14 protein-coding genes are annotated in these 15,027 nt (G+C 63.4%); 5 read left to right on the top strand and 9 right to left on the bottom strand.

Going from position 1 to position 15,027, the window contains the following annotated elements:
- Positions 1-54: 54 nt before the first annotated feature.
- The 4 genes from KI612_RS03045 to KI612_RS03060 form a co-directional block, all read right to left on the bottom strand.
- The gene (locus tag KI612_RS03045; protein ID WP_226442365.1) at positions 55-1,200 is read right to left on the bottom strand and encodes an FAD-dependent monooxygenase; all 1,146 of its coding nucleotides are present in this window, start codon (positions 1,198-1,200) and stop codon (positions 55-57) included.
- The gene (locus tag KI612_RS03050; RefSeq protein WP_226442366.1) at positions 1,193-2,491 is read right to left on the bottom strand and encodes an aminopeptidase P N-terminal domain-containing protein; all 1,299 of its coding nucleotides are present in this window, start codon (positions 2,489-2,491) and stop codon (positions 1,193-1,195) included. Before KI612_RS03050 ends, KI612_RS03045 begins: the two co-directional genes overlap by 8 nt.
- Positions 2,488-3,183 (bottom strand): N-acetylmuramate alpha-1-phosphate uridylyltransferase MurU, encoded by a 696-nt coding sequence (murU, locus tag KI612_RS03055; protein ID WP_226442367.1) that lies wholly within the window; start codon positions 3,181-3,183, stop codon positions 2,488-2,490. The genes KI612_RS03050 and murU overlap by 4 nt, the downstream gene beginning before the upstream one ends.
- Positions 3,184-3,270: 87 nt before the next feature.
- Positions 3,271-4,284, bottom strand: coding sequence for an aminoglycoside phosphotransferase family protein (locus tag KI612_RS03060; protein ID WP_226442368.1), 1,014 nt, complete (start codon positions 4,282-4,284; stop codon positions 3,271-3,273).
- Between the two features lie 133 nt (positions 4,285-4,417).
- On the opposite strand from KI612_RS03060, the gene KI612_RS03065 reads away from it, so the two are divergent.
- Genes KI612_RS03065 through KI612_RS03085 form a run of 5 tightly spaced genes read left to right on the top strand, consistent with a single transcriptional unit; the run spans position 4,418 to position 10,678 of the window.
- Positions 4,418-6,907 (top strand): LPS-assembly protein LptD, encoded by a 2,490-nt coding sequence (locus tag KI612_RS03065; RefSeq protein ID WP_226442369.1) that lies wholly within the window; start codon positions 4,418-4,420, stop codon positions 6,905-6,907.
- Positions 6,908-6,915: 8 nt separating this feature from the next.
- A complete protein-coding gene (locus KI612_RS03070; protein ID WP_404818072.1) occupies positions 6,916-8,226 on the top strand; it encodes a peptidylprolyl isomerase in 1,311 nt (436 codons plus the stop codon).
- Positions 8,226-9,221 carry a 4-hydroxythreonine-4-phosphate dehydrogenase PdxA gene (gene pdxA, locus KI612_RS03075; protein WP_226442371.1) on the top strand — a complete coding sequence of 332 codons (996 nt, stop codon included), beginning with the start codon at positions 8,226-8,228 and terminating at the stop codon, positions 9,219-9,221. Before KI612_RS03070 ends, pdxA begins: the two co-directional genes overlap by 1 nt.
- Positions 9,218-9,985, top strand: coding sequence for a 16S rRNA (adenine(1518)-N(6)/adenine(1519)-N(6))-dimethyltransferase RsmA (gene rsmA, locus KI612_RS03080; protein ID WP_226442372.1), 768 nt, complete (start codon positions 9,218-9,220; stop codon positions 9,983-9,985). The genes pdxA and rsmA overlap by 4 nt, the downstream gene beginning before the upstream one ends.
- A 48-nt stretch (positions 9,986-10,033) precedes the next feature.
- Positions 10,034-10,678, top strand: coding sequence for a DsbA family oxidoreductase (locus tag KI612_RS03085; RefSeq protein ID WP_226442373.1), 645 nt, complete (start codon positions 10,034-10,036; stop codon positions 10,676-10,678).
- A 58-nt stretch (positions 10,679-10,736) separates the two neighbouring features.
- On the opposite strand, the gene KI612_RS03090 is transcribed toward KI612_RS03085, so the two are convergent.
- The 5 genes from KI612_RS03090 to KI612_RS03110 all read right to left on the bottom strand — a co-directional run bounded on the left by KI612_RS03090 (position 10,737) and on the right by KI612_RS03110 (position 14,998).
- Positions 10,737-10,928, bottom strand: a complete 192-nt coding sequence (locus tag KI612_RS03090; protein ID WP_226442374.1) for a YgaP family membrane protein — start codon at positions 10,926-10,928, stop codon at positions 10,737-10,739.
- A 73-nt stretch (positions 10,929-11,001) separates the two neighbouring features.
- Positions 11,002-11,667 carry a Crp/Fnr family transcriptional regulator gene (locus KI612_RS03095; protein ID WP_226442375.1) on the bottom strand — a complete coding sequence of 222 codons (666 nt, stop codon included), beginning with the start codon at positions 11,665-11,667 and terminating at the stop codon, positions 11,002-11,004.
- A 7-nt stretch (positions 11,668-11,674) separates the two neighbouring features.
- Positions 11,675-12,439 (bottom strand): exodeoxyribonuclease III, encoded by a 765-nt coding sequence (gene xth, locus KI612_RS03100; RefSeq protein ID WP_226442376.1) that lies wholly within the window; start codon positions 12,437-12,439, stop codon positions 11,675-11,677.
- Positions 12,436-12,924 carry a glutaredoxin family protein gene (locus tag KI612_RS03105; protein ID WP_226442377.1) on the bottom strand — a complete coding sequence of 163 codons (489 nt, stop codon included), beginning with the start codon at positions 12,922-12,924 and terminating at the stop codon, positions 12,436-12,438. Before KI612_RS03105 ends, xth begins: the two co-directional genes overlap by 4 nt.
- Before the next feature lie 19 nt (positions 12,925-12,943).
- On the bottom strand, positions 12,944-14,998 hold the full coding sequence (locus tag KI612_RS03110) for a M3 family metallopeptidase (protein ID WP_226442378.1): 2,055 nt from the start codon (positions 14,996-14,998) through the stop codon (positions 12,944-12,946).
- Positions 14,999-15,027: the final 29 nt, after the last annotated feature.

The following is a 15,027-nucleotide window of genomic DNA, read 5'->3' on the forward strand; positions in this document are numbered from 1 at the left end:
AAATAGTCAATTTGTAAAGTCGGGAGATCGGTGCTGCGATCTCCCCACTGATCTCTACGGCCAGGCGCGGGCGCCCCAGATCATGCGTTTGGCAACGAAATGGCGGGCTGGCGGGCACAGGTCGAGCGCGAGCAGGCCGAGGCCGCGGGCCAGTTTGAGCGGCCCGAAGTCGTTCGAGAAGGCGCGCACGATCTTGTCGGTAAAAAAGGCGCTGCCCTGGCGGTCGAGCTTGCGGCTGGCGGCATAGCGGGCCAGTGCTGCACGGTCGACGCCGTCGGCGAGCAATATTTCGGCGAGTTGCCAGGCATCGCGGATGCCGAGGTTGAAGCCCTGACCGGACACCGGGTGCAGGGTTTGCGCCGTGTTGCCGATCCAGACTTCGCTGCCTTTGACCAGCGTGTCGCGCAGGCGCAGGTAGAGCGGGAAACGGCTGCGCTTGCCGGGCTTGGCAAAAGTCATGCGCTGGCCGAACTGCTTTTGCAGGGCGGCGATGAAAGCCGCGTCGTCGAGGGCCATGACGGCATCGGCTTTTTCCGGCGGCAGCGTGAACACGATGGAAAACTCGTTGCCAAGCGGCAGCAGGGCAAGCGGGCCATCCGGCGTGAAGCGCTCCCAGGCGCGCTTGTTGTGGCCCGGCGTCGGCGTGACTTCGCAGATCACGGCGTGCTGCACGTAGTCGCTGACCGTTACGCCCGGCTGGTCGCCCGGCGTGCCTTCGGCGTGCGCCAGCAGCCGGGTGCGGAGCTGGCGAATGGCGCCGGCGTGGCGCAGCGTCACGTCGACGTGCGCGTCGCCGGCCTGGATCTCGATGATTTCGCTGCCGGCCAGCACGGCATCGGCCGCGAGATTCTTGCTCAGGGCGGCGCTGAGGTCGCGATAGCGCACGACGTAGCCGAGCGCCGGCAGCTTGTAGTCGTTGCGATCGATGACGGTGCGCCCGAAACCGTCCTTTTGCGAGACATGGATGGTTTCGATCGGCGTTGCGGCGCGTGTCGGCCAGCTGTCGATCTGTTCGAGCAACTGGCGGGCGCCGTGCGACAGGGCGAGGGCGCGCGGGTCGTCCTGTTGCGCGTCCAGCGGTCGACGGTCGAGAAGCAGCGATTTCTGCCCGCCGGCGGCGAGCGCCAGGTGCAGCGTCTGGCCGACCGGGCCGGCGCCGATGATCAGGATGTCGACGTGTTCGATGGCGGCTTCAGTCATGGCGCATGACTTCCTCGATTTCGGCGACTGTCTTCGGCGCCGTGGTGAAGACATGGCAACCCGCTTCGGTAACGCGCACGTCGTCCTCGATGCGGATGCCGATGCCGGCCAGGGCGGGCGGAATGTCGGCGCCGGGGCGGATGTAGAGGCCGGGCTCGACGGTCAGCGTCATGCCCGGTTGCAGCGTGGTCCAGGCGTCGCCGACCTTGTATTCGCCGGCGTCATGCACGTCGAGGCCGAGCCAGTGGCCGGTGCGGTGCATGTAGAAGCGCTTGTAGTCGCCTTTTTCGATCAGGTTGTCGAGATCGCCGCTGAGCAGCTTGAGGTCGATCAGGCCCTGGGTCAGCACGCGCAGGGCGGCGTCGTGACCTTCCATGAAGTGGCGGCCGGGCGCGGTCGCCTTGATCGCCGCATGCTGCGCGGCGAGGACGATTTCATAGACGTCCTTCTGTGCCGCGTTGAAGCGGCCGTTGACCGGGAAGGTCCGGGTGATGTCGGCGGCGTAGCCGGCGACTTCGCAGCCAGCGTCGATCAGGACCAGCGTGTTGTCGTTGAGGATCTTGTTGTTCTCGACGTAATGCAGCACGCAGGCGTTGGCGCCGCCGGCGACGATGGGCGTGTAGGCGTGCGCGTCGGCGCCGCGTTTCCTGAATTCGTAAGTCAGTTCGGCTTCCAGTTCGTACTCGGCCATGCCGGGGCGACAGGCATGCATGGCACGGGCGTGGCCGGCGCTGGCGATGTCGGCCGAGCGCTGCTGGATTTCGGCTTCGGCGGCATCCTTGATCAGGCGCATGGCGTCGAGCTCGAAACGCAGGTCGTGGATCGCGCGCGGTGCCCGCTTGCCGGCCCGGCTCTCGGCGCGCACGGCATTCAGCGCCCTGGCGATGCGCGCATCCCAGGTGTCGTCGTGGCCGACGGCGTGCCACAGCGTGTCGCGGTCGACGAGAAATTCGGGCAGTTTTTGGTCGAGCAGTTCGATCGGGTAGGCGGCGTCGAATCCGAAGGCGGCTTTGGCGGCCTTCGGGCCATAACGGTAGCCGTCCCAGATTTCGCGTTCTTCATGCTTCTCGCGGCAAAAAAGGATGGATTTCGGACGTCGACCGCCGACCAGCACGACGACCGCTTCCGGTTCCGGAAAACCGCTCAGGTACCAGAAGTAGCTGTCGAAGCGGAAGGGGTGATGCGCATCGCGGTTGCGCACGACTTCCGGCGCGGTCGGAATGATTGCGACGCCGTCGCCGATGGTCTTGAGGAGGCGCTTGCGGCGGGCGATGAAGTGGGCGTGGTTCATGCGTTTCTCAATTCGGTATCCAGTTCCGCCAGGCGTTGCGGTGTTCCTACATCGACCCAGCGGCCGTCGTAACGTTCCCCGGTCAGCGCGCCCGCGGCGATTGCGGCATCGAGCAGCGGGCGCAGTTTCATGATCGTGCCGGCTGGCACGTCGGCAAACATGGCCGGCGAAAAGACGCCGATGCCGGCGTAGGTGAGTGTTTGCTCACCCTGCGCGTAGATGACCCGTTCGCCGTCGAGACTGAAGTCGCCGCCGGCATGATGCGCCGGGTTGGCGACGAAGAGCAGGCGGGCGCCGCCGGCGGGGCATTTTGTGGCATTTTCAGCGGTCGACCGGGAAAAACGGGCGAAATCCACATCGCAGTAAACATCGCCATTGACGACCAGAAACGGCTCGCTGTCGAGCAGCGGCAGGGCGCTTGCGATACCGCCCGCGGTTTCCAGCGCGCCCGGCGGTTCCGGCGAGTACTGGATATGCAGGCCCCAGCGCGCGCCGTCGCCGAGCGCCGCCTCGATTTGCGCACCGAGATGGGCGTGGTTGATGACGATGTCGCGAAAGCCCGCCGCCGCCAGACGCTCCAGGTGCCAGACGATGAGCGGCTTGCCGCCGGCTGCGAGCAGCGGCTTCGGTGTGTGGTCGGTGAGCGGTCGCATGCGTTCGCCGCGACCGGCGGCCAGGATGAAGGCTTTCATTTCAGGATCGAGGATAGAGTTGTCAGGATTCAGGGGCGAGTGGTCAGGGCGGGTTTTCACTCGATCCTGACTCCTCGATCCTGATCGCTATCGCCGGTAGCCGATCTGCTCGGTATTGCCTTCCAGCTTGTCGAGCAGGTTGAGCAGCGGCTTGAGCTGGAGGTAGCGGTGCGCCGTCTTGCGGGCGTAGTTCATGAAGCGCGGCAGGTCTTCGCTGTATTTTTCCTTGCCGTCGCGGTACTTGAGGCGGCAGAAGATGCCGAGCACCTTGAGGTGGCGCTGCAGACCCATCAGTTCGTAATCGCGCCAGAAGTCGCCGAAATCCTCGCGCACCGGCAGGCCGGCGGCGCGGGCCTTTTCCCAGTAGCGGACGACCCAGTCGAGTTCCTGCTCTTCTTCCCAGGAGATGAAGGCGTCGCGGAAGAGCGAGACGACGTCGTAGGTGATCGGGCCGCAGACGGCGTCCTGGAAGTCGATGATGCCCGGCGTCAGGTGCTCGGCGCTCTCGACGACCATCAGGTTGCGCGGCATGAAGTCGCGATGCACGAAGACCTTGGGCTGGGCGAGCGCCGAGTTGATCAGGAACTTGAAGGTCCGGTCGAGCATCAGCTTTTCGTTGTCATCGAGCTGTACCCCGAGGTGGCGGCCGATGAACCATTCCGGGAAAAGGTCGAGTTCGCGGCGCAGCAGCGTCGCGTCGTAAGGCGGCAAGGTGCTGGCTTTGGATGACAGTTGCCACTTGATCAGCACGTCGAGGACCGGGCGGATCAGCAGGTCGGCCAGCGACAGGTCGGCATTCAGCGCATCGAGATAGCCGATGCGGCCGAGGTCGGTGAGGACCAGGAAGCCGTTGTCGAGATCCTTGTCGAGGATGCGCGGTGCGGCGAGATCGGCCTTGGCGAGCAGGCCGGCGACGTGGATGAAGGGTTTGCAGTCCTCTTTTTCCGGCGGCGCATCCATCAGGATGCGTGTGTTGCCGTCCGGCCAGGTCAGCCGGAAATAGCGGCGGAAGCTGGCATCGGCCGAAGCGGGGGTGATCTGGACGGTCTGGCCGGGGAAGCGACTGGCAACCCAGTCGGTAACAAGTTGATCGCGCGACATCTGCCTGGAGTGGGTTCGTTGTAAAATGGCGCGATTTTAACACCCGGGTTCCAGCCGTTCCGGTGTTGCCCACCAACTGATCGCCCAGATGACTGGTTTTGCCCGCCGCCCGCTTGCCGTTTTTGTTTGTTGCATGTTTACTGGAATGCAGACCAGTCATGCCGCAATCGACACGGCGCGCCTGCCTTTGCCGCAAGGCGAGACAGTCGCTCCGACGCCGCTGCAGGCAGACGACGCCCTGCTGCTGGCCGCCAACGACACCCCGGTGCGCCTGCGCGTCGAGCGCAAGTTCAATGTGCTGGGCAAGAAGAAGGCGGCACCGCTGCCGGTGGTCGGGATCAAGCACCCGGTCGATTTGAACAAGGATGACAGCTACCCGCTGTTCATCGTCGCCGACAATATTGAAGGGCGAGCGGGAGACGTTACCGAGGCGGAGGGTAGTGTCGAGTTGCGTCGGGCCGGGGAGCTGGTTTTTGCCGACAAGCTGACCGCCTGGCCGCTCGATGACGAGATCGAGGCAAGCGGCAACGTCCGCTTGTTGCAGGATGGTGCAGAGATCGAGGCACCCTATCTGCGTATGAAGATGTCGGAACAGATCGGCTTTGCCAAGGATGCCGACTATCACATCGTGCGGGAAGTGAAAAGTACGTTCTATCAGCCAGAGCAGACTCGCTTGCGAGTGAATGGCCGGTCGGGTACTTCGACTTCCGGGGCGCCGATGATGTTGAATGTCTCGAACGCCTACGGTCTGCCCACCACTGTGGCGCCGACCCGCCCGACCGAGGGCAGTGGTCATGCCGAGCGTATCGACTTCGAGGGCGAGAATCAGATCCGTTTGGCGACGGCGACCTATTCGACCTGCAAGCCGGGTGAGCATGACTGGTATTTTCGCGCTTCCGAGTTCCACCTCGACTATGACCGCAAGGTTGGCGATGCCAGGAACGCCACGCTCTGGTTCGAAGGGGTGCCGCTGTTCTATACGCCGGTCGCTTCTTTCGGCCTGGACCGGGAAGGCCATACCGGTTTCCTGCACCCGCATTTTTCGACCTCAACGAAAAATGGTTTCGATGTAAATGTGCCGTTCTACTGGGCGATTGCCCCCAATTACGATGCGACCTTCTATCCACGTTACATGAGCAAACGCGGCTTCCAGTTGGGGGCCGAGGCGCGCTACGTCGATGAATATACGACTCACGTGACGCGGGGTGAATACCTGCCTGATGACGACGAAGCGAAGCGTAGTCGCTATGCATTGCGTATACAGCATTATCAGAATCTCGGCCGGGGTTTTTCTGCCACCGTGAACTGGAGCGAGGTATCGGACAAGTATTACTGGGAAGATCTCTCGTCGCGCCTCCTGCAAACCTCGCAGGTTCAGCTGCCGCAACAACTGGCCCTGAATTATTCACCCGTTTCCTGGTTGAACAGCAGCCTGCAGATGCGGCATTACCAGACGCTGGAACTCGATTCGACGATTAAGCGCCCCTACTTCCTTGATCCGCAATTTACGGTGGTCGGCTACAAGCCCGATTTCCTGAAAACCGACCTCAGCCTGATCGGGCAGTATTCGAAATTCACGCATCCGACCCAGGATCAGGGCAGTCGTTTCGTCTTCTATCCGCAGTTGTCGCTGCCGATTGTCAGTCCGGCCTTCCGGATCACGCCCAAGGTCGGCCTGCACATGAGCAAGTACGATATCGACCGGCAGGAAAATCCGGGGGAGCCGACCAGTTTCAGTCGCGCCATCCCGACCTTCACGCTCGATGCGACGGCGGTTTTTGAGCGTGACAGCAACTGGCTGGGCAGCGATTACATCCAGACACTGGAGCCGCGTCTCTATTACGTCAATATTCCCAACAAGGATCAGAGCCGGATCCCGGTATTCGACTCGGCATTGACTGACTTCAATTTTGCCCAGATCTTTGCCGAGAATCGCTACAGCGGCTTCGACCGGATCAACGATGCCAATCAGCTGACCGCCGCCGTCACCAGCCGCCTGATCGATGCCAAGACCGGCGTCGAGCGGGTCAAGGCCATGCTCGGTCAGCGTTATTACTTCAAGGACCAGCAAGTCACGATTCCTGGCGAAACCGCCCGCTCCTCCAGCTTTTCCAATCTGGTCGCAGCGGTCAACGGCACGGTTTTGCCGAAAACCTATGTCGATGTGGCCTGGGAATACAACTATCGGGATGGCATCAGCGAGCGTTTTTCCGCCGGGATGCGTTACCAGCCGGAGTTGGGCAAGGTGCTCAGTGCCAGCTACCGCCTGACGCGTGATCCGCTGACCAAGGCCTCGACTGTCGACCAGATCGATATCGCCGGCCAGTGGCCATTGAGCTCGCAATGGTATGCGGTCGGGCGTTACAACTACTCGCTGCGCGACAATAAAATGCTGGAAGCGATTGCCGGTTTTGAATACAACGCCAGTTGCTGGTCGGCGCGCTTTGTCGCGCAGCGCCTGGAAGCGACCTCCACGACGGCCAATACCTCGCTCTTTTTCCAGCTTGAGCTCAGCGATTTCGGTAGTATTGGCGCGAATCCGATCGGCCTGCTGCGGCGTACCATTCCCGGCTATGGCAAAACCAACGAACTGCCCACCAGCGGCAGCCTGCTCTCCCCTTGATGAATACCATGTCCAATCCAATTAGCCGTTTGCTTGTCCTGATTTCCTGCCTGAGCGGATTCCTTGCCCAGCCGGTATGTGCCGCGCCGCAGGAGCCGGTCGAGGCTGACCATATTGTGGCTGTGGTCGGCAACGAGGTGATCACCTATTACGAATTGCGCAGCCGCCTCGAAACGGCGCTCAGGCAATTGCAGAAACAGGGAACGCCGCTGCCGCCGCAGGATGTGCTGGAGCGCCAGATGCTCGAGCGGGTGATCATGGATCGGGCGCAAGTACTTTACGCTCGCGACACCGGCATGCTGGTCGATGATGTCCAGCTCGATCAGGCGATTGGCCGGATTGCCGCCAACAACAAGATGGATGCGAAGCAGTTCCGGCAGGCGCTGGAAAAGGATGGCATCGAATACAGCAAGTTCCGCGAGGAGATCCGCACCGAGATGCTGATGGTGCGCCTGCGCGAGCGCGAAGTGGATAGCAAGCTGGTCATTTCCGATGGCGAAATCGACAACTACCTGGCTAATCAGCCGGCTGGTGCTGCTGCCAAGGAAGAATATCAAATCGCTCACATCCTGCTGCGGGCGCCGGAGTCGGCCAGCCCCGAGCAATTGCAGAAACTGCGTCTGCGCGGTGAGCAGGCGCTCAAGCGCGCCCGCGCCGGCGAAAACTTCGCCGAACTGACCGCCGCTTTTTCCGATGCGCCCGATGCGCTGAAGGGGGGCGACCTCGGCTGGCGGCCGCTGGATCGCCTGCCGGCGCTCTATGCCGAGAGCGCGGCGCGTCTGCAGGCGGGCGGGGTCAGTGACCTGTTGCGCTCCTCGGCCGGCTTCCATGTCATCAAGCTGCTTGGCAAGCGTGGCGGTGCCGGTCCGGCTTCCGTGCAACAGACGCATGCCCGCCATATTCTGGTCCGCATCAACGAAGTCGTTTCCGAAGGCGAGGCGCGGCGCAAGCTGGAAAATGTGCGCGAGCGCATCGTCAATGGCGTCGATTTCGCCGAACAGGCCCGCCTTTATTCGCAGGACGGTTCCGCTGCCAAGGGCGGCGATCTCGGTTGGCTGAGCCCGGGCGACACCGTGCCGGAATTCGAGCGTGCCATGGATGCCCTGAAACCGGGCGAACTGAGCCCGGTCGTCCAGTCGCCGTTCGGCATGCACCTGATCCGTGTCGATGAACGCCGCGAGCGCGACGTCTCGGTCGAACGCGAACGCGGTGCGGCCCGCCAGGCCCTGCGCGAGCGCAAGCTCGACGAAGCCTACCAGGACTGGCTGCGCCAGCTGCGCGACCGGACCTACGTCGAAAACCGGTTGCAAGAACAGTAATGCGGCCGTTGATCGCCGTCACCAGCGGCGAACCGGCCGGGATCGGACCGGAAATCTGCCTGCGCCTGGCCGGCCACGCCAGCGCAGCCGATGTCGTGATTCTCGGCGACAAGCGCCTGCTCGCCGAGCGCGCGGCCCAACTCGGGCTGGCGGTCGAACTGCGCGATTATTGCCCCGGCCAGGCGGTCGACCGTCCGGAATCGGCCAATTCGCTCGCCGTGCTCGACATCCCGCTCGCCGTGCCGGCCGTTGCCGGACAGCTTGATGCCGCGAACGGCCCTTACGTGCTGGCCATCCTTGATCGCGCGCTGGCCGGCTGCCAGTCCGGCGAATTCGCGGCGATGGCGACGGCACCGGTGCACAAGGGCGTGATCAACGCGGCTGGTGTGCACTTCACCGGCCACACCGAATATCTCGCCGAAAAGACCGGCACGCCGCTCGTCGTCATGATGCTGGCCGGCAATACCGAGCGCGGCCCGCTGCGCGTCGCGCTGGCCACCACGCACCTGCCGCTCAAGGACGTGCCGGCGGCGATCACCGCCGAGGTGCTGGAGCGGACGCTGCATATCCTGCATGCCGATTTGCAAAGGAAATACGGTCTGGCCGCACCGCGCATCCTGGTTGCCGGCCTCAATCCGCATGCCGGCGAAGGCGGTTACCTTGGCCGCGAGGAAATCGAGGTCATCACGCCGGTACTCGACAAGCTGCGCGGCGAGGGCCTGCTGCTCTCCGGCCCGTATCCGGCCGATACCATGTTCACGCCGCCGATCCTTGCGCAGGGCGATGCCGTGCTCGCCATGTACCACGACCAGGGCCTGACCGCGCTCAAGTACGCGACCTTTGGCCAGGGCATCAATGTCACTCTCGGCCTGCCCATCATCCGGACCTCGGTCGACCACGGCACGGCGCTGGAACTGGCCGGCACGGGGCGAGCCGATCCCGGCAGCCTTTTTGAAGCGGTCGCCGAAGCGGCCAGAATGGCGGTAAAGCAATGAAAGAACACGTCGCGCGCAAACGCTTCGGGCAGAATTTCCTCGTCGACCAGGGCATCATCGGTGCCATCGTCTCGGCGATCAATCCGCAGCGCGGCGATACCGTGGTCGAGATCGGCCCCGGCCTCGGCGCCATCACCCGGCCGCTGCTTGATCGCGTCGATCACCTGCATGTCGTCGAAATCGACCGCGACCTGATCGCCCGCCTCAAGAAACAATATCCGCGCGAGCGCATGACCATCCACGAGGGCGACGCGCTCGCCTTCGACTTTGCGACTATCGGCGGCAAGCTGCACCTGGTCGGCAACCTGCCCTACAACATCTCGACGCCGCTGCTCTTTCACCTCGCCGAATATGCCGAGTCGGTCTACGACATGCACTTCATGCTGCAGAAGGAAGTCGTCGAACGCATGGTGGCGACGCCGGGCGATGCCGATTTCGGCCGCATGTCGGTGATGCTGCAGTACCGCTTCCATCTCGAATGGCTGATCGACGTGCCGCCGGAAAGCTTCGACCCGGCCCCCAAGGTGCAGTCGGCCGTCGTCCGCCTGATCCCCAAGGATGTCGCCGAGCTGAATGCGAAAAATCACGAGAAGTTCGCCCAGATCGTGCGGATCGCCTTCGCGCAACGCCGCAAGATGCTGCGCAACACGCTCAAGGGCACGCTAAGCGATGCGGATTTCGCCGAACTCGGCATCGATCAGACGGCACGTCCGGAAGACCTGACGGTCGAAGACTACGTGCGCATCGCCAATCATCTTTCCTGAGCGTTGTTCCCTGTCTGCGGCGATGACGGGCAGGGGGCGGAGAAGTTCATGCTGAATATCGAGATTGTTTCGGACATCGTCTGTCCCTGGTGTTTCATCGGCACCCGTCGCCTGGCGACCGCCATCGCGCAGGTACGCACGACGCATCCCGATTTCGTCTGTCGCAAGGTCTGGCGGCCATTCTTCCTGAATCCCGATACGCCGCCGCAAGGCGAACCCTATCTGCCCTTCCTGATCGAGAAATTCGGCAGCCGCGAACGTGTCGAGTCCATCTTCGCGCATGTCCGCAATGCCGGGCAGGCCTACGCTCTCGATTACGCCTTCGAAAAAATCCAGGTGCGCGCCAATACCCTGCAGGCACACCGGCTGATCGCCTGGGCGCAGGCCGACGGGGACGATGCGACACCGTTGGTTGAAGCCCTGTTTGCAGCGCAATTCCAGCAGGGACGCAATGTCGGCGATCGCGGCGAACTGCTCGCCATTGCCACGGCCTGCGGCTATCCGGCAGAGGCCGTCCGCACTTTTCTTGCCGGGGATGACAAGACGGCCGAAGTGCGCGCGCTCGAACGCGAGGGCCGCCGGCTCGGCATCAACATGGTGCCGACCTTCATTCTCGACGGCCGGCGCATCATCGTCGGTGCCGAAGATCCGGCCGTGCTGGCGGCGGGCATTCGCGAAATTCTCGGTGGGTGAAAACAAAAATGGCGAGCACCGTTGCCGGGCTCGCCATCTGACGCCAGTAAAAGCGTGCTTATTTCTTGGTCGGGCAGGTGCTCAGGCCGAGCAGCGGATACAGCGGGCACCAGCCCATCAGGCCGGTAGCCAGCGGCACGATGCCGATGTAGCCCCAGACCGGCAGGGCGCCGGCGACGGTGGCGCCGATCAGGCCGAGGCCGACGACGATACGCAGGATTTTATCGATACCGCCAACATTGCTTTTCATGCTGAGTTCTCCATCTGGTTAGTGAGTATGGGCGAACTTTAGCGGCTGGAGATGACGGGGTATGTAACCTGAGTCACACAGCCGCAAGTTTTTGCAGGCCGGCGCGGTCGCTGACGGTCAACTGCTCGCGCCCGAGCAAAACCAGGCCCTGCGCGGCAAAGCCCTTCAACAAGCGGCTGACGATTTCGCGCACGCTGCCCAGTTCATCGGCCAGTTGCTGGTGGGTGACGTTGAGCACGTCGTCCTGGCGGGCCAGGATCAGTCTGGCGAGACGCTGGTCGAGGCGGCTGAAGGCGACTTCCTCGACCAGTTGCATCAGTTCGCCGATGCGTTCGGCAAACAGGTGAAAGACGAAGTCGCGGAAGGGCGCATGTTCCAGCATCAGGCTGGCAAAGACCGGTACCGGCAGGGCGAGCAGGGTGAGCGGGGTTTCGGCAATGCCGCGCGCGTTGTAGTCGGTATGGCCGAGCAGGCAGCTTGAGCTGATGATGCACGAGCCGCCCGGCGCGACGCGATAGAGCATCAGTTCGCGTCCGCTGCTGGCCAGCTTGATGACCTTGATGCTGCCCGCCAGCAGCAGCGGAAAGCCCTGGCAGGGCTGGTGTTCGGCAAAGACCTGGGTGCCGGCCGGCAATTGCATGACGGCCTGCGGCTGGAGCAGGGCATCGAGCCGCCCGGCCGGCAGGCCGGCGAGGGCTGGGTACAATTTTAGGACTTCAGCGCGGTCGACCGTTGGCATGGCCGTGTCAGCCTAGGTTTGCCCACACCGGGGCGTGGTCGGAAGGGCGTTCGCGCTTGCGCGGCGCCCGGTCGACGCCGGCCGCAGTGCATTTTTCGGCGAGCGGTGGCGAGAGCAGGATGTGGTCGATGCGCAGGCCCTGGTTCTTCTGGAAGCCGAGCATGCGGTAATCCCACCACGAGAAGGTCTTTTCCGGCTGCTCGAAGAGGCGGAAGCTGTCAGCGAGGCCGAGGGCGAGCAGGCGCTGGAAGGCGGCGCGCTCGGGCGGCGAGACCAGGATGCAGTCGTGCCAGCGCTTCGGATCGTGCACGTCGCGATCATCCGGTGCGATGTTGTAGTCGCCGCACAGCGCCAGTTGCGGATGCGCCGCCAGTTCCTGTTCCAGCCAGACGGCCAGTGCGTCCAGCCAGCGCAGCTTGTAGTCGTACTTGTCGCAGCCGACTTCCTGGCCGTTCGGCATGTAGGCGCCGATGATGCGCACGCCGTCCACGGTGCCGCTGATCAGGCGCTTCTGCTCGTCGGGAAAATGCGGGTTGCCGAGCACGACGTCCTCGATCGGCGACCTGGCGAGCAGGGCGACGCCGTTGTAGGTCTTCTGGCCGGAGAAGGCGACGTGATAGCCGGCCGCCTCGATCTCGGCGCGCGGGAAGTTGTGGTCCTCAAGCTTGAGCTCCTGCAGGCACAGCGCATCCGGCTGCGCTTCGGCGAGCCAGTCGAGCAGGTGCGGCAGGCGGACCTTGAGCGAATTGACGTTCCAGGAAGCAATCTTCACTTGCCGCTCCCGCCGGCCGGCTTGCTGCCATAGGGCGCCGTCTTCGGGTAGCCGGCCAGGTCGAGCAGGTTGTTGTAGCCGGCTGCATTGAGGCCGCGACTGGTTTGTGTGCCGACCTTGAGGGTAGGGACGAAGCTGTCGCCGATCAGTTTCTTCAACTCTTCTACATCCTGCGCTGTCTTCAGCACTTTCTCGGTGAACGGGATGCCGCGTGAGTTCAGCAGGTCGCGGGCCTGCTTGCTCTCATTGGTATTTTCCGGATCGGTGTACAGCGTGACCGGGAATTTTTCCATGGCGCGTTTGACGGCAAACGGCAGGTTGTCGCCGCTGCTCGCCGCTTCCTCCGTCTTCGCCACGCCCTGGGTCTTGCCCGGTGGCGGTGTGTCGGAAAAGACGGTGCGGCCGGACGAGTCGATCCAGCGGTAGGTTTGCCCGAAGGCACTGGTACAGATCAGGATCAGGCTGGCGATGAGCAGGCGACGCATAGGATTCTCCCTGGACAAATCAGGCGGCAACCATGCCGCTGTGGCGGAGCAGCGCATCGACGCTCGGCTCACGCCCGCGGAAGGCCTTGAAGGATTCGATGGCCGGGCGCGAACCGCCGACCGACAGGATCTCGTCGAGGAAGCGCTTGCCGACCGTCGCATCGAACGGACTGCCGGCTTCCTCGAAGGCAGCGTAGGCATCGGCCGACAGCACTTCCGCCCACTTGTAGCTGAAGTAGCCGGCACCGTAGCCACCGCCGAAAATGTGCGAGAAGCTGTTCGGGAAGCGCTGCCATGCGGGCGGCAGCAGTACGGCAACTTCCTTGCGCACGTCGTTGAGCACATCCATGACGGTCAACCCGGATTTCGGGTCGAAATCCGAATGGATCAGCATGTCGAACAGCGAGAACTCGATCTGGCGCACCATCATCATGCCGCCCTGGAAATTGCGGGCGGCCAGCATCTTGTCGAACAGGGCGCGCGGCAGCGTGGCGCCGGTGTCCACATGCGCGGTCATCCCCTCGACGACTTCCCATTCCCAGCAATAGTTTTCCATGAACTGCGAGGGCAGTTCGACGGCATCCCATTCGACGCCGTGGATGCCGGAAACGCCCAGCTCTTCGCCGCGCGTCAGCAGGTGATGCAGACCATGCCCGGTTTCGTGGAACAGGGTATTCACTTCGTCGTGCGTGAAGGTAGCCGGTTTGTCGCCGTTCGGGCGGGCGAAATTGCAGTTCAGGTAGGCGATCGGCTTCTGGATGCCGCCGGCCGTGCGGCGACGGGCCCGCGCCTCGTCCATCCAGGCGCCGCCGCGCTTGGTTTCGCGGGCGTAGAGGTCGAGGTAGAACTGGCCGACCAGCTCACCGGTCGACGTCTCCAGACGGAAGAATTTGACGTCCTCGTGCCAGACCGGCGCCGTGTCCGGCTTGACCTTGACGTTGAACAGGCTCTCGATGACCTTGAACAGGCCGCCCAGCACCTTGGGCTCGGTGAAGTACTGCTTCACCTCCTGTTCGGAGAAGGCATAGCGCGCCTGCAGCAGCTTTTCGGAAACATAGGCGGCATCCCAGGGCTGGAAGTCGTCCATGCCCAACTCGTCCTTGGCGAAGGCGCGCAGTTCGGCGATGTCCTTCTCGGCGAAGGGCTTGGCCTTGGCCGCCAGTTCGCGCAGGAAGGCGAGCACCTGGGCCGGGCTGTCGGCCATCTTGGGTGCCAGCGAGACTTCGGCAAAATTGTTGAAACCGAGCATTTGCGCATCTTCCTGACGCAGTTCCAGCATCCGCTGCATGAGCGGCGTGTTGTCCCATTCCGGCTTGCTCGTGCCGTCGGTGAATTCGGCGGCGCGCGTGCCGTAGGCGCGGTAGAGGCGGGCGCGCAGCTCGCGGTTGTCGGCGTACTGCATGACCGGGCCGTAGGACGGCGCGTGCAGCGTGAATTTCCAGCCGGCGACGCCGGCTTTCTCGGCAGCGGTTTTGGCGGCGGCGAGTGCATCTTCCGGCAGGCCGGCGAGCAGGGCTTCGTCGGTGACGATTTCGGCGAAGGCGTTGGTCGCATCGAGCAGGTTTTCCGCGAATTTGGCGGAGAGCTGCGACAGTTCTTCCATGATCGCCTGGAAGCGCGGCTTCTGTTCTTCCGGCAACTCGGCGCCGGAGAGGCGGAAGTCGCGCACCTCGTTGTCGACGACCTTCTTCTGCTCGACGGTCAACGTCGCATATTCGGCACTTTCGCGCAGCGCCTTGTATTTCTCGAACAGCTTCAGGTTTTGGCCAAGCTCGGCGTAGAAGCGCGAGACTTCCGGCAGCATCTCGTTGTAGGCCTCGCGCCAGGCCGGCACGTCATTGACCGAGTGCAGGTGGCCGACGATACCCCAGGCGCGGCCGAAGTCTTCCAGGCCGTCGGCGAGCGCCCCGGCGAAGTCGGCCCAGGTGGCCGGCGTGCTGTCGGCGGTCAGGCGTTCGATCAGGGCACGCCCATCGGTCAACAACGATTCGATGGCCGGTTTGACGTGTTCGGGCTGCACCAGGTCGAAGCGGGGCAGGTCGGAGAAATCGAGCAGGGGATTGGCGGTCGTCATTTTTATATTCCAGGCAAGAAAAACGGGCG

It is taken from the genome of Quatrionicoccus australiensis, from assembly GCF_020510525.1.
Classification (GTDB): Bacteria; Pseudomonadota; Gammaproteobacteria; order Burkholderiales; family Rhodocyclaceae; genus Azonexus; species Azonexus australiensis_B.